Genomic DNA, 25,948 nt, shown 5'->3' with positions numbered 1-25,948 from the left:
GGCCGGCGGGGTTCATGGGGCCGGCCAGGGGCCGGCCGACGGGATGCTGACGCGGGTCAGCCGACGGGGTCCGGCACGCGTACGGGTGCGGCGGTACGGCTGACGACGTCGTCCGTGCTGACGCCGGGCGCGGTCTCGACGAGGACGAGGCCGTCCTCGGTGACGTCCAGGACGCCGAGGTCGGTGATGACGCGGTCGACGCACGCCACGCCGGTGAGGGGCAGGGTGCATGCGGCGACGAGCTTCGGGCTGCCGTCCTTGGCGCAGTGGTCCATCACGACGACCACCCGGCGGGCGCCGTGAATGAGGTCCATCGCACCGCCCATGCCCTTCACCATCTTGCCCGGGATCATCCAGTTGGCGAGGTCTCCGGTGGCGGAGACCTGCATGGCCCCCAGAATGGCGGTGTCGATGTGACCGCCCCGGATCATTCCGAAGGACAGCGCGGAGTCGAAGAAACTCGCACCCGGCAGTACGGTGACCGTCTCCTTGCCCGCGTTGATCAGGTCGGGGTCCACGTCCGCCTCGGCCGGGTACGGCCCGACGCCGAGGACGCCGTTCTCCGACTGGAGCACCACGTGCACTCCTTCGGCCACGTACTCGGGCACCAGTGTGGGCAGTCCGATGCCGAGGTTGACGTAGTCGCCGTCCTGGATCTCCGCCGCCGCGCGCGCGGCCATCTCGTCCCTGGTCCATGGCATCAGTGCCGCACCGTCCCTCGTGCCGGAGGCGCGGAAACAGTGCGCCGTTCGATCTGCTTGTCCGCGGCCTGCTCCGGCGTCAGTTCGACCACGTGCTGGACGAACACGCCGGGGAGATGGATCTCGTCCGGGTCGAGCTCGCCGGGCTCGGCCAACTGCTCGACTTCCGCGATCGTGACGCGGCCGGCCATCGCGGCGAGCGGGTTGAAGTTACGGGCCGAACGGTGGAAGACGAGATTGCCGTGGCGGTCACCTCTGGCGGCCCGCACGAGTGCGAAGTCGGTGGTGATGCCGTGCTCCAGCACATGACGCCGGCCGTCGAACTCGCGCACCTCTTTGGGCGGTGAGGCGACGGCCACGGTGCCGTCGGGTGCGTAGCGCCAGGGCAGGCCGCCCTCGGCGACCTGGGTACCGACACCGGCGGGCGTGAAGAAGGCGGGGATGCCGCATCCGCCGGCGCGCAGACGTTCGGCGAGCGTGCCCTGCGGCGTCAGTTCGACCAGCAGTTCACCGGAGAGGTACTGGCGGGCGAACTCCTTGTTGTCGCCGACGTATGAGCCGGTGACGCGGGCTATACGGCCCGCGGCGAGAAGGATGCCCAGGCCGCCGCCGTCCACGCCGCAGTTGTTGGACACCACGCTCAGTCCGGTCACGCCGGTGGCGTACAGCGCGTGGATCAGCACGTTGGGGACGCCGCTGAGGCCGAAGCCGCCCACGGCCAGGGACGCTCCGTCCGTGACGCCGGTCAGTGCCTCCTCGGCCGTGGCAACCACCTTGTCCATGTGTACTGCGCTCCGTTCCGGTCCGGCAGACTCGCCGCGAGCGGCGTCTGCCCCTGTTCGGGTTTCCGTATGGGTATGGGTATGGGTTGGTGTGTGTTGGTATGCGGGGGCCGCGCCGTGGTCGTCAACGGTGCAGTACGGTCCTCAGGGCTTCGAGCAGCTCGCCGTATGCCGCGGAGTCGGCGTCCGGCGCCGAGGAGGTTCGCCAGGCGATGTGTCCGTCCGGGCGGACGAGCAGGCAGCCGTCCTCGGCCACCTCCGATTTCCGGCGCCATTCGCCGTAGGCGTCGCGGCTGTCCTCGGCGCCGATGCGGACGCACCTCAGGGGAATCCCCAGGGTCTGAGCGCAGTCGGCCGCGGCCGCCTCCCACACGCCACCGGACACCCCGGTGACCAGCGTGAAGGTTCCTTTGCCGACGACGTCCAGCGTGGACAGGCGGTGGCCGCTGCCGTCGACGAGCCAGGCGTGCGGCAGTTTGGCGCCGGGGCGGGTCGTCGGCTGGTGGAACAGCTCCGGATCCCGAGCCCATCCCTCGGCGGCGCCGGTGTCCTGGATGACCGCGGAGGAGTCGTAGCGCTGGTTCATCTCGACGCCGTGGGCGTTGAACTCGTAGTTCTTGAGCTGGATGGCCTCTTCGAGCGCCTGCCGACGCTTGGTGCCGTCGGCCGTCTCGGTGCGGCACGCGGCGAGACCGTCGGCGATGTCCGCCTCCTCGCTGTACTCGTCGAGTCCGAGTGCCTGGAATATCGGGCCGAACTGGTCACGGCTGAGGTTGGCGCGATCGACGATCTGCCGGCCGACCGGTGCCCGCTCCGCGGTGTACGTGTCGAGGAGCTCCGGGCCGGCCTGACCGCGGATGACCATGGCGAGTTTCCAGGCGAGGTTGTACGAGTCCTGGATCGAGGTGTTGGAACCGAGGCCGTTGGACGGCGGGTGCCGGTGCACCGCGTCCCCGGCGCAGAAGACACGCCCGGCCGAGTACGTCGTGGCATAGCTGTGGTTGACCGTCCACAGCGAGCTCGACGTGATCTCTACGGGAATGTCGCGGTCGCCGATGAGGTCGTGGACGATGTCCCGGGCGGTCGCCTCGTCCATGTGGGGCGGGGGCTGGTCGATGTCGTATCCCCACACCAGCAGCCATTCGTTCCACGGCCGCACCATGCGCACCAGCCCCATGCCGATGCCGCCCATGTGGGCGCCGGGACGCATCACCCAGTACAGAACGCTCGGGCGGTGGGCCACGTGCCGGGACAGGTCGGCCTTGAAGACGATGTTCATGCTGCCGGCCTTGCCGCTCTGCCCGGCGATCGGCAGTCCGATCTGCTCCGCCACGCTGCTGCGGCCGCCGTCGGCACCGATCAGGTAGCGGGCCCGCACGGTGAACTCGTCTCCGCGCACCCGGTCCCGGAGCCGGGCGGTGACGCCGTCGGTGTCCTGTTCCAGGCTGAGGAACTCGGTGTCGAAGCGGACCTTGGCTCCCCGCGCCGCGGCGTTCTTCACCAGGATCGGTTCCAGATAGGTCTGGGGAAGGTCGATCATCTGCGCGGGGCTGGCGGCACCGTACTCGGTCGCCGCGTGCGGGCCGGTGCCCCAGCTGCGGATGCGGCCGATCTCCTCGCCGGCCAGGGCCGTGCACAGAACGGTGTCGCCCATGAGCTCGGCGGGGCTTCCGGCCGCGGCGGCCTCGCCGTCCACGCCGAGGTCGCGCAGTACCTCCATGGTGCGCTGGTTGGTGATGTGCGCGCGGGGGGTGTTGGCCAGCCAGCCGTACTTGGTGACGAGCAGGGTGCGAATGCCGTACGTGGCCAGGAGCAGGGCCGCGGATCCACCGGCGGGGCCACTGCCGACCACAAGTACGTCGGTGTCGTAGGTGTGGGTCGAGTCCATGAGACTGCTCCAGGTCACTGTGCGGGGCCGTCGGCCAGGCGGGCGATGCGGAAGGTGAACTGCAGGCTGCGCCACTCCCCGTCGACGGCACGGCCGTCCGGGGTCGGCCCGGCCTGGGGCGTGAAATCCACGACCAGGCCCTCCTTGACGCCGAACACGGTGTCGGAGTCGATGTAGTGGCCGCCCTTCACGAACAGCTGGGTGACCAGTCGCTGGTGGCCGGCGGCGGAGATCATGAAGTGCAGGTGGGGCGCGCGGTAGGGATGACGGTTGACGGCTTGGAGCAGCTGTCCCACCGGTCCGTCGTCCGGGATCGGGTACTCGGCCGGCAGGGTCGTCCAGAAGCGCAGGCGTCCCTGCTCGTCGGTGCGCAGGCGGCCGCGCAGCACCGGTCCGTCGAACTCGGGCAGCTGGACGTCGTAGAACCCGTCCTTGTTGGCCTGCCAGACGTCCGCGACGGCATCCGGTACGGGCCGTCCGTCCGTGTCGGTGATGAGGATGTCGGCCCACAGCGGAGTGCCGGCCACGCCCTGCGAGATGTCGTCGCCCTGCGCGGTCTCCGGCGGACCGTCCGTGTAGAAGGGCCCGAGGACCGCCGACGGCGTGGTCTGCGGGGTGCGCGAATGAGTGAGCAGGTCGACGATGCTGGAGACACCGAGCGTGTCGGACAGCAGCACGAACTCCTGGCGGGTGCTGGTGCAGATCTGCCCGGTACGGGTCAGGAAGTCGATGGCGTGCTGCCACTCGGATTCGGTGACGTCATTGCTTGTCACGAACTGGTGCAGGTGTCGTACGAGGTCGCTGAGCAGCTGCCCGACCCGCGGATCGGGTGCGTCCGCGAAGCTCGCCACCACCTGGGCGGTCAGGCGCTCCACATCCGAAGCCACTTCGTGCGTCGCGGGGGCCGGTGTCCCCGGGGCCCGCGTCGCGGGAGTCGTCGCCGTGGGAACCGTCGGACGGCGGCCCTGCCAGGCATCGCGCAGCAGGCTCTCGATTCCCGGGAGTGACAGCTCCCGGGGGTTGGGGTACGGCGTGGCGACGGCCAGCCGCGCGGCCCGCGGCAGATCCGCTTCCGCCATGCCCAGCTCGCGTAGCGAGGTGGGGCCTCCCAGCGAGGTGATCAGGTCGAACATCCCGCTCGGGGCGTCCGGCACGCCGAGTGCGCCGGCGATGCGGCTCATGACGTCCCGCGCGGCAGGGGCGTTGTAGGCCATCGCGTGCGGCAGGATCACGGTGTGCGTTTCGGCATGCGCCAAGTCGAACGTACCCCCCAGCGTGTGGCACAGCTTGTGATGCAGACCCATACCGACGGAGGCGAGGCAGGTACCAGCCAGCCATGCGGCATGCAGGAGGTCGGCACGTGCCGCGGTGTCGGACGGCTCGGCGACGAGAGCCGGCAGGGCGCGGGCGCTCATCGCGATCGCATCGAGCGCCATGGCGTCGATGACGGGGTTCGCCTGTGGCGCGTACAGGGCTTCCACGGCGTGGGCCATGGCGTTGACCGCGCTGGTGACCGACATGCCGACCGGCAGGCCGCGGGTGAACTCGACGTCGTAGACAACGGTCTCGGGCAGGATCGCGGGCGAGGTCACCGTGGTCTTGCGGCCGTCCTGCGTCTCCCCCAGGACGGGGGTGACTTCGGAGCCGGCGTAGGTGGTGGGAAGGATCAGTTGCGGCAGATCGGTGCGGAACGCGAGTGCCTTGGCCAGGCCCGTGGTGGAACCGCCGCCGACAGCCACCAGGCAGTCGGCGGAGTGCTCCCGAAGGACGTCGAGGGCTTGTTCGGTCACGTCCACCGGAGTGTGCATGGCGGCACCGTCGAACTCCGCCACGATGACGTCACCGAGGACATCACGTACCCGGGCGGCGGCCTTGGCCACCGACAGACTGGACAGCAGGAGGACTCGGGAACAGCCGAGCCGCTCGACTTCGTCGCGGATCTGGCTCACCGTTCCGGTGCCGAAGATGATCCGCGAGGGGTGGGAGGTGTACACGAAATTCCGCATGGGGTCCGCCTTCGCCTGTGCCGTGGGTCCCTGAATTTCTGACACTGAGTGTGGGGACGGCGGGCACCTCGTTTCCTGCACGTTTCACGCGTGTTTCTGCATGATCGGCGCGGCGCCGTGGTCCTTGAGCGGGTATGGCACCGGCGTCCGAGCCGGATGGGAGCGCAGGCGGTGCTTGAGGCGTGGCGAGCGTGCGGTGTTCGACGGGCGGGGGGCGGGCCGCGGAATGCGACGTCAGCCCGCGCGCCGGACCGCGGCGGGGGTCGTGCCGAGCTTGGCGCGCATCACGCGCGTCAGGTGTTCCTGGTGGGAGAATCCGCAGCGGACGGCCACGTCGGGGATGGGCAGGGCCGTGGTGCGCAGCATCCGGCGTGCGTGGTCCAGCCGCAGTTGCAACAGGAACTGGTGGGGAGACTTCCCGGTGCTGGTCCTGAACTGCCGGCTGAACTGGCTCGCGCTCAGACCGGTGGCCGCGGCCAGCTCGGAGACGGGCAGCGGATCGGAGATGCGCTGCTCCATCAGCTCCCGTGCGGACACGAGCTGCTGAGTGGTCAGCCCCGACATCGCGCCGGCCGGGACCGCGGGTCGGCCGGCCGTGTGCGCGTGGGCGAGCTGGGCGGCGAGCATGCCGACGAGGTGATCGACGTAGGTGCGGGCGGAGGGCTCCCACTGCCGCACGACGCCGTCCAGAGCCAGCATGACCTGCTCGATCAGGGGATCCGAGCTGCCCAGTTCCTCGGCGAGTTCCACCGTTTCGCGACCACCGTGCGCTTCCTGGAGGGCTGAGTCGCTGAGATAGAGGTGGACGGTGTCGAGTCCCCCCTGGAGTTCGACATCCAGCGCGCGACCTGCCGGGTGGACAAAGAGCCCCCCTGCCGGAATCCGCTGGGCCCGCATCGAGCGGCCGAACCGACGTCGGACGGTCACCGGCCCGCTCAGGTGAAGGATCAGCAGGTGAGTGGGGGCACCATCGAACGTCGAGTGGTACGGCCTTTCCCACTGGGTGGACACATACGCGTGCTCCCAGCCCAGACCCGAACTGGTCCGGTCCGGGGCCACCCATGCCTGGCGCAGGATGCCACTGGTGTCGTGGAGCCCCAGCTCAGACATCCTTCCCTCCCCGAGCTCGGCGGTGGTGCTCATGCGAGCCTCCCATAGGGTCCGCGATCAGGTGCATATTGTTGAGTGCTAAATCACGGTCGGGTATTCCCGCCGGCCCCAGCGCGGTCCGGCGAGAGCTCATGACGGTGGCTGGTCAGCCTGGAGACCGCACGCGGGGCCTGCGGTGTGCGGGCAGATGCGCGGTGGATACGGCAGCCGTTCGAGTCCTCAACGGTCTGCGGGGCGGGACAAGAGGTCGGTGACCTGTTGGCAGACCACTTCCCAAGCCGTGGAGTGAAGCGCGCCGACAGCCGTACGACGCAGGTCGTCGAGGACCTGTCCGGAGTCGGCATCGCACTCGATGCTCTCAGCGAGCACCTCGTATCCGTCGCGGACGGCGACACGAAGGCGGGTTCCTCCGCCGTCGGCGGCGTGCAGAGCGGCGGCGACGACGAAAGGCGGCGGCCCACCCGCTTCGCCGGTCAGTTTGCGGTATCCACTGGCGATCGGATCATGCCAGCGGAGGCTGAGCAGCAGGTGGCCCTTGGCCAGAACCTCGGCCAGATCGGTCTCGACGATGCTGTCCGGTTCCAGGATCACTGCACGGGCGTCCAGTACGAGTGCTGCGGGCAGCAGGCAGCGCAGCGTGCTGCCGACGAGATTGCCGCCGACGGTGGCCGTCCGGCGCACGGCTCCGGTCCCCACAGTGGCGGCCGCCCGTTGCAGCGCCTTCGGCACGCGGTCGTCGATCCGGTTCAGCACCACGGCCGCGCCGAGCGCCTCGCGCCCGATCACATTGGCCTCCGGCAGGTCGCGCAGCGACATGGCCTGCTCGGGAAAGCCGTCCCGCTGCCAGGTGGCCCACACCAGCGTCGCCCCACCTATCGGCACCGCACCCTCGGCCATGCACTCCTGTGCTTCCGAAACGGACGTGGGCAGACGCAACAGCACGGCAGCCGACCTGCTTTCTGGAGAATTGGCGGCGGGGTACCTGATACCTCAGCCACATGAACGTCGACATGGCGCATTTTCCCCGCGCCCGTGGGGGCGCGTACAGGGCTCACTCCTTCACCCGGTGCGCCCCTCGTTTGCGGGCGCGCACTGCGGAGTCGGCCATGTGCCATGCGCTGACAGCACCGGGCGGGGTCGGTCTCACGTGTGGTGTCCGCCCCTGAGCTGCTGGGCGACGCACTCGCGGTCGCCCGCGCCTCCGAGACGACCCTCCCGGAGGGTATCCGCTTCGAACGCCGCCCCTTTCCACGCGGTGTTCGCGACCACCGACCAGAAGGAAGGCATGAGCGCCTTCATCGACAAGCGCCCGCCCCACATCACCCACCGCTGACCCGCGCGTCATATCCGATCGATGCTCACACCCGGGTGGCCCGTCAGGCAGGACAGTCCCACAGCACATGCAGAGTGGGGGGCTTGCGGAAGACCAGACCGTACGGAGCGGTGGGGTGCTCCGGGTCGAGGCGCAGGGCGGGGAGGCGTTCGAGCAGGCGCTGGAGGGCGATGCGGGTTTCCAGGCGGGCCAGGTGCGCGGCGAGGCAGTGGTGCGGGCCGTGTGCGAAGGCCAGTTGGAGACGCGCGTTCTCGCGGCGGACGTCGAACCGATCGGGGTCGGGGAAGGCGGCCGGGTCACGGTTGGCGCCCGTCAGGGAGACGGTGACCAAGTCACCCCGGCGAATCGTGGCGGGGCCGAGGACGGTGTCACAGGTGGCGTAGCGGTCCACGACCGCTGCGCCGGGTTCGAGGCGCAGCGACTCCTCGATCACGCCGTCCAGCAGATCCGCGTCCGACCGGACAAGGGCGAGTTGATCGGGGTATCGCAGCAGATGCAGCAGCGCGTTGGTGATCATCGCCTCGGTGGTCTCGATGCCTCCGAACATCAGCACCGCGGCATTGGACGCCACCTCGGGCGCTGCCAGCTGCGCGGCGGCGGAGACCAGGAGCGAGGAAGCGTCCCGGTCGGCGACGGTGGCTTCCACGGCGGCCCGTAGCTGTGCGTAGGCCGCGGTGCCGGCGGACCCCGCCGCGTGTCCTGCGGTGATGTCCGAGACGGACCGCACGATGGCGTCGTACCAGGAGAGCACCCTGTCCGCGGTGGTGCCGATCAGTCCCAGCGCCTCGGTCACGACGGCGACCGCGAGCGGTCCGGCGAAGGCACGCCGCAGTTCGACGGCGCCCGCCGGTTCCAGTGCGGTGATGAGCCGGTCGGTCTCCCGCTCGATGAACGAGGCGAAGCCCTCACGCACCGCGCGGGGGCGGAAGGGGGCGGCGAAGGGCTCGCGGTGGCGGGTGTGCCGGTCACCGTCCAGGGAGAGCATGCTCGGCCCGACGACCTGTGCGGTGGAGAACCGGGGGTCGTCGACAGTGAAGGTCGCGGCGTCCCGCATCACGCTCAGCGCGAGGTCGCGACGGGTCACCAGCCAGCCGCCCAGCTCGGGCAGCCAGGACACGGGCTCCCGCGCACGGAGCAGAGCCAGTCGCGGATGCGGATCCCGGGCGAGTTCGGCGAGCGTGGTCGCGGCACCGAGCGGGAAGGAGTCGACGACGCTCATCGCGCACTTTGGCCGCGCAGGGGGAAACCGATCACACCATGGAGGCTAACAATCGCTCCGCAGGCGAGGCGGATGGGGTCTCCGTGCTCCGAGGCGTCGAACTGCGTCCGGTCACCGTTGCCGCCGGGCCGGCCCTGGCCGGTCGTGCCGTCGGCGCCCCACAGGTCGTGCGGGAGCAGGACGAAGGTGCCGCCCAGGGCGACCGTCCGCTTGTACTGGGCCAACGTGGAGTTCCAGCGGGTCCGGTGGTCGGCGAGGCTGGTGGCGTAGCCGCCGCTGTTGAGCTGGGCACCGCCGGCACGCATGTAGTGCCACTTGATGTCCTTGAAGAAGTGGTCCTGCGGCAGCGAGCCGTCCGGGGTCATCCCGTAGATCATGCCCGAGGCGTGGTACGCGGGTGCTCCTCCGGCGGAGGCGAAGTCCACCGTGACGAAGGTGTAGGCGTCGGTCACCTTGGCGGCGCCCGTCAGCGTTGGCGGGGTTGAGCGAGTCGAAGAGCAGGGCGATGAAGCGGGCGCGCGGAGAGGGTGTGGTGCAGGGGAGCGCGAGGCCTGCGACCGCCATGACGTGGGAACGGGGCGCGGTCACCCGCTGCGCCTCGCCCCGCGGGCCAGGAGCTTGCCCAGTTCCCACAGGAGCAGGAGCACGACGGCGGACAGCAGTGCCCAGCCGAACTGGCGCAGGTTGATCTCGGTGGTGTCGAGGATGCGGCGGAACCCGTCCATCTGGGTGACCAGCACCGCGAGTACGAACTGGGCCAGCGCCACCCAGTTCATCTGCTTGCTGTCGAACGTGCTGGTCGTCAGTACCGAATCGGTCTCGCTGCGGCATTCGAACGCGGCCACGATCAGGCAGAGCGCGAAGGCGGTGAACGCCATCGAGCTGCCGATGCGGACGCTGCCGAAGTGGGACCCGCCCAACTTGATCAACCCGAGCAGAATGACGGTGATCGCCAGTCCGGCGAGCCCGACCGTCACCAGCACGGGCCGGGTCAGCACCGACTCCCCTCGGGGACGCGGCCTGCGCCGCATGAGCCCCGGGCTCTCCTGGTCGAAGCCGAGTGCGAAGCCGAACGAGGCGTTGACCACGAAGTGGATCCACAGCACCTGCGGCGGAGTGAAGGGTTCACCGGCCGCGATGTTGAAGACGGTTGCTCCGAGGAAGGTCAGGACGAAGGTGACCAGCAGCAGGAGGACGAACCGGATGTACTTGGTCAGGTTGTCGTAGAGCTTCCGGCCCTGTTCCACGGCGTACACGATGGTGGCGAAGTTGTCGTCGGACAGGATCATCCGCCCCGCGTTCTTCGCCACGTCGGTGCCGCTGCCCATGGCGATACCGATGTCGGCGGACTTGATGGCGGGCGCGTCGTTGACGCCGTCGCCGGTCATCGCCACGACATCGCCCTTCTTCTTGAGCGTGGCGGCGAGCAGCACCTTGTGCTCCGGCGCGACCCGCCCCACCACACCGATGTCGTCGATGCGGGCCACTTGCTCGTGCTCCGGGAGCGCGGCGAAGTCGGCGCCGAGGACGGCTTCACCGGGGATCCCGAGCTGCCGGGCGATGGCGGCACCGGTGGTGACATCGTCCCCGGTCACCATGCGGACCCGGATGTGGGCGTCCTGGGCGCTCGCCACGGCGGCCCGGGACTCCTCGCGCGGTGGATCGACCATGCCGACCAGGCTGGTCATACGCAGATCGGTGACGTAGGCGAGCAGGTCGGCGTCGGGATCGAAGCCGGCCGGGTCCAGATCCCGGGTGGCGGCCGCCATCACCCGGCGTCCCTCACCGCCCATGCGCTCGGCCTGCTCCTGGGCGCGCCGCGTCAGCTCGGCGTCCCACGGGATGGTCCTGCCTGCCGAGAGCGCCGTGGCCGCGCGGGCCGTCACCGCCGGAGCCGCGCCCTTGACGAAGCAGCGCACCACCGGCCGGCCGGAGGCGTCGACGGTGGAGTTGAAGGTGGCCATGAGTTTGTAGCTCGGGTCGAACGGCAGCGTGGCGATGCGGGGCAGCCGCTCGCGCGTGGCTTCGATGTCCAGCCCGGCCTTGTGGGCCAGTACCAGGAACGCGCCCTCGGTGGGATCGCCCACGAGCTCGCCGTCCACCAGCTTGGCGTCGTTCGCGACGAGGTACGGGAGGATCGCGTCCTCGATGCCCGCGGAGGAGCCCGCGGCGTGCTGGATCCTCCCGTCGAGACCGTAGCCCGTGCCCGCGACGGTGTACCGGTCGGTCGGGGTCACGACCTCGACCGCCGTCATCTGGTTCATGGTCAGGGTGCCGGTCTTGTCCGAGTTGATCGCCGACGTGAACGCCAGGGTCTCGACCGACGGCAGCTCCTTCACGATCGCGTTGCGCTTCGCCAGCTTGAGGCTGCCGACGGAGAGGATCGCCTGGGTCACCGTCGGCAGGGCCTCGGGAATGGCGGCGATGGCCAGCGAGACCGCGCTGACGAACAGCACGTCCCATGCCTGGTCGCGGCTGCGCCCGAGGGCGAACATCACGATCATGGTCAGGCCCGCGGCGGCCGTGATCCACAGGGTCAGCCTGTCGAGCTCCTTGGTGAGCGGCGGCTCCTCCTTCTCCGTCGCCGACAGCATCTCCGAGATCTTTCCGAGCTCCGTGTCCTCGCCGGTCGCGGTGATGATGACGACACCGCTGCCGTGCGTGACCGGGGTGTGCATGAACGCCGTGTTCGACTGGTCCCCCGGACCCAGCCGGGTGTCCGGCAGCGTTCCGGCGTCCTTCGCGGCGGGGACGCTCTCGCCGGTGAGGGCCGACTCGTCGATCTGCAGCGCGTGAGCTTCGATGATCCGCCCGTCCGCCGGGACCTGGTCACCGGCGGAGATGAGCACGACATCGCCCACGACCAGCTGTTCCGCCGGGATCTCCGACTCGGCTGCGTCGCGCCTCACCCGGGCCGTCGTCGTCAGCATGGACTTCAGCGCGTTCATCGCGCTCTCGGCCTTGCCCTCCTGGCGCAGGCCCACGATCGCGTTCAGCAGCGTCAGCGCGATGAGCAGGATCGCTGTGCTCCACTGCGCGATCAGCAGTGAGACCACCGCCGCTGCCACGAGGACGATCTGCATATAGCTGCGGTACTGCTCGATGAACCGCCGCCACGCCGGACTCGGCTTCTCCTCCGGCAGCGCGTTCGGTCCGTTCACGGCCAGCAGCTCGGCGACCCGGGCCGCACAGAGCCCGGACGCCGGATCGACATCGAATGCCGACGCGACTTCCTGCGGAGAACGCGCGTACCAAGACACCGGATCGACGGGCCGCTGGGCCGGCCGTTTCGACTGCATCCCCATCTCAAGCCTCCGATCCGGATCAGGTCGTCCCGACGGGCCCTAGGTTTGCATGCCCTTCTTGGTCCGCCGCGCCGCAGCGGACGAATGCTTCCGCTTCGCGCTACGGCCGGTTCGGTACTGTTCTCCGCCGGCTTCGGGCATCGGATGCACGGCCGCATACGGATCGGTCGGCGCGCCCTCAGGGGCCTCGGCCTCCAGCTCTTGCCTGGCGGCCCGGAGGTCCTTGCGCGCCTCCTCGCCGACCACGGGGTAGCGGGGGTCGATGTCCATCAGCGTGTGTGCCAGCACCGCTGCCGTGCAGATACGCGCGAACCACTTCCGGTCCGCCGGCACGACGTACCAGGGCGCCCACGGCGTACTGGTCGCCGAGAGCATCTCGGAGAACGCGCGCTGGTAGTCGTCCCACCGCCGGCGCTCCCGGACATCGGCGGCGGAGAACTTCCAGTTCTTCTCCGGCAGGTCGAGCCGCTTCATGAAACGGGTGCGCTGCTCTTCCTTGGAAAGGTTCAGGAAGACCTTCACCACCTTGAACCCGTTGTCGGTCAGATAGCGCTCCCAGTTGTTGATGTCCCGGTAGCGACGGTCCCAGATGTCCGCCCCTCGCACGTGCTCCGGCAGCCGCTGCCGGTCGAGGACCTCCGGGTGCACCCGCACTACGAGGACCTCCTCGTAGTGCGAACGGTTGAAGATCGCGATGTCGCCGCGCGCGGGCAGCCTGGCGGCGTACCGCCACAGGTAGTCGTGGTCGAGCTCTTCGACGGAGGGTTGCTTGAAGCTGCTCACCTTGACACCTTGCGGGTTCACCCCGCTCATGACATGCCGGATCGTCCCGTCCTTGCCTCCGGCATCGAGCGCCTGCAGACAGAGCAGCACTCCGTACGTGTCCTGGGCGGCCAGACGCTCCTGGTACTCGGCGAGCAGCGACACACCCGTGTGCAGCAGCTCCACACCATCCTTCTTCTTCAGGCCGGCCTTGTAGCGGGGATCGAAGTCCTTGCCCAGGCGCACCCGTGATCCCGGCTTCACCCGCAGTGGCTCGATGAGCTTCGCGATGCGTTCGGCCCTGGCATCCGTCATGACGACCCGCCTCTTTCCTGTCACGCCGAGTGCCACACGGTCACGTGCGCTCACCACGGTCAGGGTCCACGTCCGACGTGTGCGACGGCCGGAGCCTCCCGGGCCACCACCGACTGCGCAGGAGAGAGCGCGTCATGTTCCCGGCCGGTGGCGCCGAGCGGGATCTCATCGCCAAACCGCCCGCGCGCTCGCAAGACCCAGGTCCCAAGGGTCGGAGACTTCATGGCCGATGGCCCCTGGACCCGACACCCCCCCCGTGACAGTCATGCGTCGACTGCGAGGCCGCCACTCTCATTCTCCGGCCCCCCGGTCGAAACCGCCTCACGGACGAGGCCGACGAGGGCGGCATTCGGGTGGCGGGGGATGGGGCGCCATAGCCGTCAAGGCTCCTCTCTGTCGCGCGCGGCGAGGCAGGGGGATTTCTCCGAGGGACAGGGGAGTGTCCAGAGGCATGCGTGTGTCCGTGGCCGGGAAGTGGGGGGCTCAGGGTTGCAACGGGCTGCACAACAGGGCGGCGGGGCCCGCGGTGCTGCCCGCGCGGGTGGTGAAGGCGATACCGGCGGCGTACTCGTTGGCGGAACACTGGCCTTTGTAGGCGCCGTAGGCGAATTCGCCGCCGGCCATGTCGGTGGGACGGTTGTCGGAGCGGTCGAACCAGAGAGTCCGTCCGGTGACGCCCAGAGGGGTGCGGCCGGGCGTGCACAGGGCCGCCGACAAGCGGTCGTCGCGGCGGCTGTAGCCGATGATGAACTGGCCGGCAGGGCATTGGAGTTTGGTGTAGCCGCCGGCCCAGTCACCGCCTGCGGGGACGTAGCGTTCGTCGGTGACGACTGTCTGGGCGTTGCCTGCGGCGCGCAGGTCGCCGGCGGTTGTGTCGGTGCACAGGCCACGGCCGGCGGAGTGGCTGAGGCCGATCAGCCGGAGGCCGTCGGGGCAGGCGGCCTTGTAGGCCCCCGGATCCCAGTCGCCGCCGGCCCGTACCCGCAGAGACTGCACGGAGTCGCCGTGGTCGGTGGTGAGCATGCGCCAGACGGGTACCGGTGCGATGTACCCGGTGCGTGACGGAGAGGTCATGAGGTGATTCCAGGCGGTGCCGCGCCAGTCGCCCTGGTCGAGGATGCCGTACCGTCGCCCCGCGGGGTCGTAGCGCAGCAGGGCCCAGTCGTCGTGCCCCTCCCAGCCGACCAGGGGCCAGTAGGCGAAGTCGGCGTCATGGTCGGCGAAGTAGTCGGTGATGTTGCCGAACCAGGTGCGGGCGGCGGTGCCCGTCTCATTGGCTCCGATGCCGAATTCGCTGATCCATACGGGTGCGGTGTAGTGCTGTCCCTCCGTGGTGACGAAGAAGGCCTGGTCGGCGAGGACCTGGTACAGCTGGTCGCGGGTCAGATCCTGGTAGCGGGCGTCGTGGGTCTCGCCGATTCCGGTGGCGCCGCTGTGCCGGGGGCCGGTGTAGCCGTAGAAGTGGGCGGAGTAGACCAGCTTGTGGGCGTCCACGAGGGTGTGCGAGAGCGTGCGCACGGGTGTGAGGGTGGGGCGGTCGTGCGGCAGCCCGTCGACGGGCACGCCGGTCCAGTTGATGCCCTCGATGACGATGAGGAGATTGGGGTTGGCTTCGGTGAGGATGCGGTCCGCGGCCTGCTGGGCGGCCGCGTACCAGTCGTGGCCGTCGCCCATGCCCCAGTTGGGGTCGTCCAGTACGTCGCGGCGTACCTCGTTGTACAGATCGGCGCCTACGACACGTGAGTCGGTGGCGTAGCGGCGGGCCATGAAGACCCAGTCGTCCGTCCACTGTTGGGTGGACTGACTGCTGTTCCACCGTTCGTTGCCGTCGATGCCACAGCACCAACGGGAGGTGTTCGTATGGTTGTTGAGGATGACCGCGAACCCGCCCTGGGTGAGGGCGGCCACGACGGCGTCGTAGATCTGCAGGGGCGTTCTGTCGCGCAGCTGCGGGTTGGCCGCGACGGCTGCGTCCGGCACGGGCGCCGTGGCGTGGATCATCTCGTTGGAGAACGGCAGCCGGATACTGTTGATGCCGAGTTCGTGGAAGTCGGCGAGCAGTTCGGGCAGAGAGGCGCGGTCCAGGCCGAGGGGGATGCCGTAGGAGTCCTGGCCGGCGTGGTGGTTGGCGGGGTCGGCGATGCTGCCGCTTCCGGTCCATGAGCCCTGTGCGCCGTCCCAGTTGGCCGACTTCAGCCGGAAGCGGTTCCCCTGGGCATCGACGATGAAGCGGCCGTGGGTCGAAAGCGGCGGCTGCCAGGTGTCGGCCGCCGGGGCGGCGGCCTGGGGGAGGGCCTTGGAGGCCTCGGGCGCCGGGACGGCGGCGACCGCCGTCGGCGGCGTGGTCAGCAGCGCGAGAGTCGCTGTGATGAATGTCAGGTACTTGACAAATCTGATGGTCGGCATCCGATCCTCTGCGGGAGTGTTGTGGTGAAGTCGACGAGTCGATGTCGCGAGGGACGGGCGCCAGGGCGAGCGGCACCCTTTCCAGAGTGACATCAATGCCGGACCAGGTCACCGGTCTTGGCACTGGCTGCCAGCGTACGAAGGGAGGGCGGCCCGGTCGACGTCAGTTGTTGCAGCCATCCTTTTCTTGAGCAGATGTCGAGGGCGCCGGGAACTGTCGTCGAATGTCACGCCCGCATCAGCGGCGATGCGCTCGACGTAGGCGGTGATGTCTGTGGAGATGTCGCGGAGGGGCTTGAGGAGCAGGACGATATCGAGAGGGGGGTAGCCCCACAGGGCAGGCGCGGCGACGGAGTCCCAGCCGTGCGGGTCCGGAACCGGGGACTGCGGGCCCTCATGGACGGGACCATGCGGCACTGTGCGGTTCGGGTGAGAGTGGGAAAGCTGGGACGCGAGCGAGGGGAGCGCCGCCCGTGATCTGACGGAAAGTGGTGAGCGCCGTGGCTGGGATCGAAGGGAACGGCGCCGGGCCGGCCATGTCACGGGTCGATCCCATGGGAGATCCCTTTCTGCGCACGCGGTTCGCCCTGCCGACGAGGCCCATCACGTTCCTGCGGCGGGAGCGGCTGGTCAAACATCTCGGCCAGGCTCTCCTGACACCGTTGACGATGATCAACGGAGCGGCCGGGGCGGGTAAGACCCTGCTGGTGGCCGACTGGGCCGCGGGACTGAGGCAGCCGGTCGCCTGGTTCACCGCCGAGGCGGCTCAGCGTCCCGGAATGTTCTGGGCCTACGTGCTCCAGGCCCTGCGGGCCTCGGGTGTGCTGACGCCCAGCGAGCTTCGCTGTCCCGCCGACGCGAACTGGGTGGACCGCAAGCTGCTGGCAGGACTCGCCGCCGAGCTGAGCGGACGCGACCGGCCCGCGATCGTCGTGCTCGACGAATACGACCGCGTGACCGCGCCGGAGATCGCGGAGCAGCTGGAATTCGTCCTGCACCATGCCGGGCCGGGAATGCGCCTCGTCCTCGTCACCCGCACCGAGCCGCTGCTGCCGGTGCACCGTTACCGGGCGGCCGGCGATCTGACGGAGATCCGGAACGCGGAACTGGCTTTCACGCCCGAGGAGGCGGCCGTACTCCTGGAGCTTCACGGCCTGCGCCTTCCCGCGCACGCTGTGCGGGCGCTCGTGGACCGTACCGGGGGATGGGCGGCGGGCCTGCGACTGTGCGCCCTGGCCGCACGGGAGAACCCGGATCCGGAGACCTATCTGAAGGAATTCGAGGCAGGGCGGAGTACGGTCGCCGACTACCTCCTGGCCGAGGTGCTCAAGCGGCGAACGGCCGAGACACAGGACCTCCTGCTGCGCGTCAGCGTCCTGGAGCGCCTCTGCCCCGATCTGGCCAACGCGCTGACGGAGCGCACCGACGCCGAGCCCATTCTGGCCGAGTTGCACCGCGAGAACGCGTTCGTCGAGGACCTCGGACACTCGTGGTACCGCCTCCACCCGCTGTTCAGGGAGATCCTCCGGGCCCATCTGCGGGTGCGCTCTCCTGGACTGGAGCCCGAACTCCACCGGCGGGCCGCCCAGTGGCTGCTGCGCTCCGGATTCCTCCCGGAGACGATCGCCCATGGCGCCGCCGCGGGCGACTGGGAGTTCACCGCCGGTGCCTTCGTCGACGACCTGGCGATCGGGCAGCTCTTCACCGGTCTGCGCCGCGACGACCTGGCCGAGCTGTTCTCCCGGATGGGACCCGAGGCCACGAGCCCGGCAACGGACCTCGTCCGAGCGGCCCGGGACCTGTCCCAGTGCGACCTCGACCGCGGCCTGGCCCGTCTGCACCATGCCGAGGCGAGCCTGGCCACGGAGGTGCTCGACCCGGTCACGGACATGCCCGGCCCGGCCGCGGCACGGCTGAGCTGCGCGCTGCTGGAAGCCCTGGCGGCCCGTATGGCAGGTTCCCCGCACAAGGCGGAAACGGCCGCGGAGGAGGCCGAGGAACTGCAGCAGGCGGTTCCCGCCCACCTCTTGGACCAGCATCCCGAACTCACCGCTCTGCTGCTGACCCATCTGGGCTCGACGCGCCTGTGGGCCGGGCGTTTCGAGGACGCGCGCACCGCGCTGACCGCGGCGGCGGGCTGTTCCGGCGGAGCCTCGACGGCGCTCCCGCGAGAGGAGTCCTTGGGCCATTTGGCACTGATCGACTATCTGAACGGCTGGCTCGGCAGGGCGGAGCGCAAGGCCTTGGCGGCGATGACCGATTCGGAGCGGTTCAGTCTGTGCGGGCCGTCCGGCTCGGACATCGGGCGGGTGGTCCTGGCCGCCGTGGCCGTCGACCGCAACGAACTGGGTCAGGCCCAAGCCCTGCTCGACGAGGCGGTCGGCTCGCGCCCGCCGATGCGGGACCCGGTGATGGCTGCGGGCCGGTCCATCGCGACGGCACGTCTGCTGCTGGCCCGAGGCAAGACCCGAGCCGCCCTCGCGGCAGTGGACCCGGCGCTCTCCACGGACGTGGCGTCACCCTGGGCTCAGGCTCATGCCGCTCTGGTCGCCTCCGCCGCCCACCTGGCCGAGGGCCGGGTGGACCTGGCCGCCGAAGTGCTGCGACAGGTGCCGGACGACCAGCCGGCCTGTGTCGTGGAGGCCGCACGGGCCCAGCTCGCGGCGGGCCGCCCCGCCGCCGCGCTCGACCTGCTCGACCGTCTCCGCACCGAGGGCCCGGCCGGTCCGGCGGTGACCGTGCGGGCCACGCTGGCACGGGCGCAGGCCACACTGGAGGCGGGGGACCCCGCCGCCGCCGGCAAGCTCGTCGGCCAGGCGCTCCTGGAGGCCCGGCGCGAGCGGCTGCGGCGTCCTTTCCTCGAGGCCGGACCGTGGATCCGACGCCTCCTGGGCACGGCGCCGCTGCAGGCACTGGCCGCGGATTGGTTCACGACCGGTGAGCCGCCCCGGCTCGAAGCGCCCGCACCGCTCGTCGTGCAGGAGCTGAGCGAACGCGAGCACGATGTTCTCGAGCGACTGGCCCAGATGATGTCGACGGAAGAGATCGCGGCCGACCTCTGTGTGTCGGTGAACACGGTCAAGACCCACCTCAAGAGCGTCTACCGGAAACTGGCGGTGAACCGGCGCAGCGAAGCGGTGCGCCGGGCGCGCGAGCTGCGGCTGCTGTGAACCCATGTCGGTGAATACCCCATGTCGGTGATTACCCCCGCCACGCTCCCGCCGCGCTGTTCCCACCAGCCCGGGGCAGTGCCCTCCGTTCGGCACCCTCGCCCGTCACGGGTGAGGCGCGGGGCGAGCCGTTCGGACCCGCCACGGCACGCCGCGCCCCGCCCTCAGGCTCGCCGGCCTGGATCCCGCCGCGCGCTACCGGGACGCCGCAACCGGCGCCGTGCACCACGCCTCCGTACTCACCGGATACGGGATCACGCCCGAGCTGCCGGCCGGTGACTGGTCCAGCACGACTCTGCACCTGATCAGGGTCGACGACGTGGCGGCCGACGGCACTAGTCCCCTCTGAGGCTCCGATTTCCTATACGATTTCGGCCCCGATCCGACCTGATGACGGCGGCCGGCGGATCGGCGTGACCGGATTATGGTGCTTCCCCGCACGTCTGATTGCCCGTTGACTGGTGCCTTGAGCTGGCATGTCAGGGTTACCGTCATCGATCGTGCGGTTCAGGGGGTTGACGGGGGACGGTGTCTGGCTGAACATCGCCTTACCGATTTCCTATTTGATTTTGGGGAGTGGTGGAGATGCGTCCCCCGACCCGTTCCGTTCTGTCAGGAGCTGTCGCAGTCGCTGTGCTCATGGCGGGATCGGCGGCCTGCACCATCAAGTCCTCCGGTACCTCTTCCGGCACCCGGTCCCAGGCCCCCGCGTCCGGTAAGTCCGGTACGGGCACCGCCGAGTTGGCCGATGGGTCGGGCACCAAGGTGGCCCTCGTGCCCGGCGGCGCCCATCCGTACTTCCAGCCGTGGAAGGCGGCGGGGGCCGCAGCGAAGAAGAAGTACGGCCTCGGGGACGTGACCTTCGACGAGACCTCCGAGTGGGACCAGCAGAAGCAGGACAACCTGCTCTCCACGCTGGCGGCCCGCGGTTACAACGCGTTCGGGATCTTCGGGGTCTCGCCCACCGACATCAACACCACCTTCGCGGACCTCAGGTCACAGGGTTTCGCCGTGGCTTCGCTCGCTTCCTGCCCGGCCGGCGGCACCGACAAGGCCGACTTCTGCCTTTCCACGGACGTGGAGGTCGCCGCCTACAAGGCGGCCGAGGCTGCGATCGCCGCCATGGGCGGCAAGGGCACGCTCGTCCACCTCACCGGCAACAACGTGGACGCCAACACGCAGCTGCGCATCAAGGGCGTGACCAGGGCGGTACGGGAGACCGGCGGCAAGGTGAAGCTGCTGCAGACCATCACCGACGTCGACAAGGACCTGCAGACCGCGCAGAAGGCGATCTCCGATCTGCTCGCGGCCAAGGGCAACCAGATCCAGGGCATCGTCACCACCGCCTACAACCCCGCCGTCGCCGCCGCCGACGCGGTCAAGACCTCCGGCTCCAAGGCCAAGGTCGTCGCCATCGACGACGACGCCAAGATCCTCAGCGCGATCAAGGACGGCTCCGTCACCGCCACCGTGGTGCAGAACCCCGTGGGACAGGCCGAGGTGGGGACCTGGGCGCTGGCGCTGCTGCAGACGCAGCAGTGCACCATGCGCCACCCGGGCCAGATCATCGACTCCGGCTCGTTCGTGGTCACCAAGGCGAACGTGGGCACCTACGACTCCGCCAGGAAGGCGAAGACCGAGCAGCTCAAGAAGCAGTTCGCAGACACGTTCCTCGTCTGCAAGTGACCGCCGACGGCACTACGGAAAGCGGACCTCGCACGATGACCATCATCACGACCGCCACGGCACTGCTCGCCGACATCGCGGTGGAGAAGGACCGCACGGACGCCGTGCAGGCCTTCGTCAAGCAGGAGACGATCCTCGTCGAGATCACCACCTCGGACGGCCTGCGGGGAACTGGCTACGCCTACACGATCGGCACCGGCGGGTCGTCCGTCCTGGCCTTGCTCCGGGAGCACCTGCTGCCCCTCCTCGTCGGAGCGGACGCCCGCAACGTCGAAGCACTGTGGCAGCGGCTGTTCGCCACGACGCGGGCCACCGCCACCGGAGCCATCACCTCCCTCGCCCTCGCCGCCGTGGACACCGCCCTGTGGGACCTGCGGTGCAAGCGCGCCGGTGAACCGCTGTGGCGGCTGGCCGGCGGCCACCGCCAGGAGGTCCCGCTCTACGACACCGAGGGCGGCTGGCTCCACCTCAGCACCGACGACCTCGTCCGCTCGGCACTGAAGGCACAGAAGGCCGGGTGGGCGGGCGTCAAGATCAAGGTGGGCAAGCCGCACGTGGCCGAGGACGCCGAGCGGCTGCGTGCCGTCCGCGAGGCCGTCGGCCCGTCGATGCACATCATGACCGACGCCAACCAGTCGCAGACCATCTCCTCGGCGCTCCACCTCGCGGCCGCCCTCGAACCCCACGGCCCGTACTGGCTCGAGGAGCCCCTGCCGGCCGACGACGTCATCGGACACGCCCGCCTGGCAGCCGCGACCAGGATTCCCGTCGCCGTCGGCGAGTCCCTGTACTCCGCCATGCAGTTCCGCGCGTACCTGGAGTCGGGCGCCGCCTCCGTCGTCCAGGTCGACGCCGCGCGCGTCGGCGGCATCACCCCGTGGCTGAAGGTCGCGCACACGGCGGAGAGCCACAACGCCATGGTCTGCCCGCACTTCCTGATGGAACTGCACGTCAGCCTGGCCGCCGCGGTGCCCAACGGCATGTTCGTCGAGTACATCCCGCAGCTGAGGGCGGTGACCCGCACCGAACTGACGGTCCGTGACGGACGGGCGGTGGCACCGGACGTGCCGGGCATCGGGATCGACTGGGACATGGACGCCGTCGACAACAGGAGGGTGGCATGAAGGCTCCCGCCACGACACCGGAGAACGACAGCCGGGCCGAGGGGGCCGATGCCGCGCCGCGGCCCGCGCAGCGGCTGCCGTTCTGGGTGAACCAGCGGCTCGGCCTCCTGGTGCTCACCGTCGCTCTCGCCGCGCTGTTCGACGTCCTGCGGCCCGCGTTCCTCGACGAACGGCTCGTGCTGTTCCCGCTGCTGCGGGACATCTCGACACTGACCGTGGTGGCGCTCGCCCAGATGGTGGTCCTCTCCGTGGGCCACATGAACCTCGCCGTCGGCCGGATGGCCGCCTTCGGCGCCCTCTTCGCGGGCCTCGGCTACGACCGGCTCGGTCTGCCGCTTCAACTCGGTCTGCTCCTGTGCCTGTTCGCCGGGGCCGCCATCGGCGCCCTGACCGGCTGGATCATCGCCCGTACCGGCGTGAGCTCCTTCGTGGTCACCCTGGCCATGGACTTCGCCCTGCTGGGACTGGTCTCCCTGCTCTACTCGGCGCTGACCGAGAACGCGGCCTTCACCACGCAGCCGAGCGGGCTCATGGACCTGCGCTCCACCTCGCTCGCCGACATCTGCGTCGGTCCCGTCTGCGGATCCCCGGCCGTCCCGCAGCTGGCCCAGTTCACGGTCCTGGCCCTGGGCGGCCTCGGCTTCCTGTACAGCCGCACCCGCATGGGCCGGGAGCTGCTGCTGACCGGTGCCAACCCGGCGGCGGCGGAGCTGTCGGGCATACCCACGGGCCGCCGCGTGATCCTCGCGCACACCCTCTCCGGACTGCTCGCCGCCCTTGCCGGCTTCATGGCCGCCGTCAGCACCGGCACGTTCCGCGCCTCCATCGGCGAGGACTTCATGCTGCCCTCGTTCCTCGGCGCGGTCCTCGGCGGCACCCTCCTCACCGGCGGCGTCGTCTCCGTACTCGGCGTCCTGCTGGGCACGTCGCTGGTCGGCGTGATCCGCAAGGGCCTGGATCTGCTCGGCGTCGGCCTGGAGAGCCTGAACATCTACCTCGGCTGCGTCCTCCTGCTGGCCCTGTCGGCCGACCGGGTGCGCACCGTCGTGTCCTATCGCAAGGTGGTGCGCTCCACGTGATCACGATCAACGGCCGCGGAGCCCGTACCGGCGCGGCCGCCCTGCGCCGCTTCTCCCGCTCCACGACCATGACACTGCTGTGCGTGACACTGGCCGGATACCTCGCCCTGGGAGTGGCCTCGTCGGGCGAGTTCTTCCAGGGACCGTCGGTACGGACCTTCCTCCAGTACCTGACCACGCCCATCCTCATCGGACTGGCCCAGATGGTCGCTCTGTGCGTCGGACAGCTCAATCTCGCGGTCGGTGCCCTGGGCGGCTTCACGGCCTGTCTGACGGGCGTCCTCATGGCCGACGACGGTGTCCCGGCGCCGATCGCCGTCGTGGCCGGCGTGCTCGCGGCGACGGTGGCCGGTCTGGCGACCGGTGTGTTCATCGTGGCGACGCGGATCAACGGCTTCATCGTCACGCTCGGCACGATGACCATCCTGCTGGGAGCCCAGTACCGGCTGGCCGGCACGCGCACCGTCGACGGCTACTCACCGACCCTCAAGCACCTTGGCCGGGCGGCCCCGCTGAACCTCCCGCTGGTGTTCCTCACGGCGCTCGCCGCGGCGGCCCTGCTGGCCGCGTTCCTGTACCGCGCGACCGCCGGTCGTCGGCTCCTCGCGGCAGGCGGCAACCCGCTGGCGGCGCGACTGTCGGGCATCTCCACCGACCGGCAGATCGTGCTCGCCCACACGCTGTCCGGCCTCCTGGTCGGCGTCGCCGCCGTGACCGCGACGGCGTCGCTGCCCGGCGTCAACCGCAGCGTCGGCGGAGACTGGCTGCTGCCGAGCTTCGCCGCCCCGATCATCGGAGGTGTCGCACTGAACGGCGGATCCGTCGCGGTGTTCGGCACGGTGCTGGCGGCGTTCGTCATGCGGCTCATCGACGCCGCGCGCGCCCAGTTCTCGCTCGACCCGAGCTGGGTGAACTTCCTCATCGGCCTGGTCGTGCTCGGCACGGTGGTCGGCGGCCGCATCCACCAGACACACGTGGAGAAGAAGGGCAAGGGGCGCACCGGGCAAGGCCGTACCCCGCAGGCAACGGTCGGCCGAGGACCGACGGGCGACGCCGCCCTGCCGAACGCGGGAGGTGCCCGATGAGCGACGTCCTTCTCGAAGGCCAGGAGATCGTCAAGGTCTTTCCCGGAGTACGGGCCCTGGACGGCGTCGGCCTGCGCCTGACGGCCGGATCCGTGCACGCGCTGCTGGGCGAGAACGGTGCGGGGAAGTCCACCCTCATCAAGGTCCTGACCGGCGTCCACACGCCCGACGGCGGCCGGCTCACCTGGCGCGGCGAGGAGGTCCACCTGCGCTCGCCGCTGGAGGCCACCCGGACCGGAATCGGCGTCGTCCACCAGGAACGCAACCTCATCCCCGACTTCTCGGTGGCCGAGAACATCACGCTCCAGAACCCTCCCTCGCGCCGCGGGCTCGTCGATCGGGAGGCCATGAACGCGCCCGCCCTGCGCTGTCTGGCGGAGCTGGGTCTGGACCTCGACCCGCTCCGGCCGGTCCGTGAACTGTCCGTGGCCCAGCAGCAGTTGGTGGAGATCGCGAAGGCGCTCCACACCGAGAGCGAGGTGCTGCTGCTCGACGAGCCGACCGCCTCGTTGTCCCCGCAGGAGGCCGAGCGCCTCTTCGACGTCGTCCGGCGGCTGACGGCCCGTGACACGTGCGTCGTCTTCGTGAGCCACAAGCTGGAAGAGGTCTTCGCGATCTGCGACACCGTCACCGTGCTGCGCGACGGCAGGTCCGTGCTGGAGTCCTCACCGCTCGCAGGCCACACGCACGACGACGTCGTGAACCTGATGGTGGGCCGCGCACACACGGCGACCGAGATGCGGCCGCGCACCCCGGACCGCACGGCCGCCCCGGTCCTTGCGCTCGACGGGATCTCCACCGCCGACGGTCACCAGGATGTCTCCCTGGAGGTGCGGCCCGGTGAGATCGTCGGTCTCTACGGACTCGTCGGCGCCGGGCGCAGCGAACTGGTCAAGGCCGTACTGGGCCTCGACCGGGTCACCGGCGGCGAGATCAGGGTGCACGGCAAGCCGGCCCGGATCGCTTCCCCACGCCAGGCGCTGCACGAGTTCGGCATCGGCTACCTGACCGAGAACCGCAAGGAAGAAGGCGTCTTCCTCGAACAGCCCATTCACCGGAACGTCACGGTCACCGTGTGGAAGAAGCTGGCCAAGGCCCTCGGGTTCATCTCCGCCGCCGAGGAACGGAACGTGGCGCAGGACCTGGTCGAACGCCTCGGCATCCGTGTCTCCGGGCTGGAGCAGAATGCCGGTGAACTGTCCGGGGGCAACCAGCAGAAGGTGAGCCTGGCGAAATGGCTCGCGGCCGACACCCGGCTGCTGATCGTCGACGAGCCGACCGTGGGTGTCGACGTACGTACCAAACACGGCTTCCACGAACTCCTCTGGGAGCTGGCCCGCGGAGGCCTGCCGATCCTGCTGATCAGCAGCGACCTCACCGAGATGATCACGCTGGCGGACCGTGTCCTCGTCATGGCCGACCATCGCATCCGCGGCGAGGTCGACAACGACCGCGACTACGACCGGATGAGCGGCCGGATCATCCGCATCATCCACGACCGTGCGCTCTCGGCAGTGGCCGCCGAGGTGGACGAGGTGGACGAGGTGGATGACGTGGACGAGATGGATGAGGTGGACGCGGAATGAGGCGCGTGGCGCAGGTGATCCGGGTCCGCTCCGAGCAGCTGGAGAAGTACCGCGACCTGCACCGCGACGTGCCCCAGCCGGTGCTGGACACACTGCGGGACTGCCACATCAGGAACTACTCGATCCACCTGCTCGGCGACCTGCTGTTCGGCTACTTCGAGTACCACGGTGACGATCTGGCCGCGGACATGGACCGCATGGCCGCCGACGAGGCGACGCAGGCCTGGTGGCGGCTCACCGCACCCTGCCAGCAGCCGGTGGAGGAGGCGGCACCGGGGGAGTGGTGGGCCTCGATGGAGCAGGTGTTCCTCATACCGTGAGATCCGACGGACGGTGTGCGGCGACATACGGCGCCGGGCACGACGCGCTCACGTCCCGTGCACCTGCACGT

18 protein-coding genes and 2 pseudogenes are annotated in these 25,948 nt (G+C 69.8%); 9 read left to right on the top strand and 11 right to left on the bottom strand.

Features of this window, described 5'->3' with window-relative positions; translation table 11 throughout:
• Positions 1-56 precede the first annotated feature (56 nt).
• The 6 genes from OG747_RS01740 to OG747_RS01715 all read right to left on the bottom strand — a co-directional run bounded on the left by OG747_RS01740 (position 57) and on the right by OG747_RS01715 (position 7,429).
• On the bottom strand, positions 57-701 hold the full coding sequence (locus OG747_RS01740; protein ID WP_405877096.1) for a CoA transferase subunit B: 645 nt from the start codon (positions 699-701) through the stop codon (positions 57-59).
• On the bottom strand, positions 701-1,483 hold the full coding sequence (locus OG747_RS01735; RefSeq protein ID WP_405877094.1) for a CoA transferase subunit A: 783 nt from the start codon (positions 1,481-1,483) through the stop codon (positions 701-703). The genes OG747_RS01740 and OG747_RS01735 overlap by 1 nt, the downstream gene beginning before the upstream one ends.
• A 124-nt stretch (positions 1,484-1,607) precedes the next feature.
• Positions 1,608-3,371, bottom strand: coding sequence for an FAD-dependent oxidoreductase (locus tag OG747_RS01730; RefSeq protein WP_405877092.1), 1,764 nt, complete (start codon positions 3,369-3,371; stop codon positions 1,608-1,610).
• 14 nt (positions 3,372-3,385) lie between these two features.
• Positions 3,386-5,377: a maleylacetate reductase and hydroxyquinol 1,2-dioxygenase domain-containing protein gene (locus tag OG747_RS01725; protein ID WP_405877090.1), complete on the bottom strand. Its 1,992-nt coding sequence runs from the start codon at positions 5,375-5,377 to the stop codon at positions 3,386-3,388.
• A 234-nt stretch (positions 5,378-5,611) separates the two neighbouring features.
• Positions 5,612-6,487 carry a helix-turn-helix domain-containing protein gene (locus OG747_RS01720; protein ID WP_405877088.1) on the bottom strand — a complete coding sequence of 292 codons (876 nt, stop codon included), beginning with the start codon at positions 6,485-6,487 and terminating at the stop codon, positions 5,612-5,614.
• Positions 6,488-6,706: 219 nt separating this feature from the next.
• A complete protein-coding gene (locus OG747_RS01715; RefSeq protein WP_405877086.1) occupies positions 6,707-7,429 on the bottom strand; it encodes an FAD binding domain-containing protein in 723 nt (240 codons plus the stop codon).
• Positions 7,430-7,615: 186 nt separating this feature from the next.
• Here OG747_RS01715 and OG747_RS01710 point away from each other — a divergent pair.
• Positions 7,616-7,820 (top strand): annotated as a pseudogene (locus OG747_RS01710) (enoyl-CoA hydratase); the annotation flags it as partial.
• 43 nt (positions 7,821-7,863) lie between these two features.
• Here the strand turns inward: OG747_RS01710 and OG747_RS01705 are convergent.
• The 5 genes from OG747_RS01705 to OG747_RS01685 form a co-directional block, all read right to left on the bottom strand.
• Positions 7,864-9,039, bottom strand: a complete 1,176-nt coding sequence (locus tag OG747_RS01705) for a cytochrome P450 (RefSeq protein WP_405877084.1) — start codon at positions 9,037-9,039, stop codon at positions 7,864-7,866.
• Complete coding sequence (locus tag OG747_RS01700; RefSeq protein WP_405877082.1) at positions 9,036-9,491, bottom strand: hypothetical protein; 456 nt, start codon at positions 9,489-9,491, stop codon at positions 9,036-9,038. The genes OG747_RS01705 and OG747_RS01700 overlap by 4 nt, the downstream gene beginning before the upstream one ends.
• A 132-nt stretch (positions 9,492-9,623) precedes the next feature.
• Entirely contained in the window at positions 9,624-12,338 is a 2,715-nt protein-coding gene (locus OG747_RS01695) for a cation-translocating P-type ATPase (protein WP_405877080.1), read from the bottom strand.
• A 45-nt stretch (positions 12,339-12,383) separates the two neighbouring features.
• A complete protein-coding gene (locus OG747_RS01690) occupies positions 12,384-13,421 on the bottom strand; it encodes a polyphosphate kinase 2 family protein (protein WP_405877078.1) in 1,038 nt (345 codons plus the stop codon).
• Between the two features lie 483 nt (positions 13,422-13,904).
• On the bottom strand, positions 13,905-15,827 hold the full coding sequence (locus OG747_RS01685; RefSeq protein WP_405877076.1) for a glycoside hydrolase family 5 protein: 1,923 nt from the start codon (positions 15,825-15,827) through the stop codon (positions 13,905-13,907).
• A gap of 536 nt (positions 15,828-16,363) precedes the next feature.
• Here OG747_RS01685 and OG747_RS01680 point away from each other — a divergent pair.
• The 8 genes and pseudogenes from OG747_RS01680 (at position 16,364) to OG747_RS01645 (ending at position 25,877) form a co-directional block, all read left to right on the top strand.
• Positions 16,364-18,997: a LuxR C-terminal-related transcriptional regulator gene (locus OG747_RS01680; protein WP_405885411.1), complete on the top strand. Its 2,634-nt coding sequence runs from the start codon at positions 16,364-16,366 to the stop codon at positions 18,995-18,997.
• Positions 18,998-19,142: 145 nt separating this feature from the next.
• Positions 19,143-19,346: pseudogene (locus OG747_RS01675) on the top strand (GH36 C-terminal domain-containing protein); the annotation flags it as partial.
• Between the two features lie 236 nt (positions 19,347-19,582).
• Positions 19,583-20,683: a substrate-binding domain-containing protein gene (locus tag OG747_RS01670; RefSeq protein WP_405877074.1), complete on the top strand. Its 1,101-nt coding sequence runs from the start codon at positions 19,583-19,585 to the stop codon at positions 20,681-20,683.
• A gap of 35 nt (positions 20,684-20,718) precedes the next feature.
• Positions 20,719-21,807 (top strand): mandelate racemase/muconate lactonizing enzyme family protein, encoded by a 1,089-nt coding sequence (locus OG747_RS01665; RefSeq protein WP_405877072.1) that lies wholly within the window; start codon positions 20,719-20,721, stop codon positions 21,805-21,807.
• Complete coding sequence (locus OG747_RS01660) at positions 21,804-22,886, top strand: ABC transporter permease (protein WP_405877070.1); 1,083 nt, start codon at positions 21,804-21,806, stop codon at positions 22,884-22,886. The genes OG747_RS01665 and OG747_RS01660 overlap by 4 nt, the downstream gene beginning before the upstream one ends.
• Positions 22,886-23,971 (top strand): ABC transporter permease, encoded by a 1,086-nt coding sequence (locus OG747_RS01655; protein WP_405885410.1) that lies wholly within the window; start codon positions 22,886-22,888, stop codon positions 23,969-23,971. Before OG747_RS01660 ends, OG747_RS01655 begins: the two co-directional genes overlap by 1 nt.
• Entirely contained in the window at positions 23,968-25,557 is a 1,590-nt protein-coding gene (locus OG747_RS01650) for a sugar ABC transporter ATP-binding protein (protein ID WP_405877068.1), read from the top strand. The genes OG747_RS01655 and OG747_RS01650 overlap by 4 nt, the downstream gene beginning before the upstream one ends.
• Positions 25,554-25,877: an L-rhamnose mutarotase gene (locus OG747_RS01645; RefSeq protein WP_405877065.1), complete on the top strand. Its 324-nt coding sequence runs from the start codon at positions 25,554-25,556 to the stop codon at positions 25,875-25,877. Before OG747_RS01650 ends, OG747_RS01645 begins: the two co-directional genes overlap by 4 nt.
• Positions 25,878-25,948 lie beyond the last annotated feature (71 nt).

The sequence above is a fragment of the Streptomyces sp. NBC_01384 genome (assembly GCF_045040035.1).
Lineage (GTDB): Bacteria > Actinomycetota > Actinomycetes > Streptomycetales > Streptomycetaceae > Streptomyces.
This window is presented reverse-complemented; position numbering and strand designations above follow the sequence as displayed.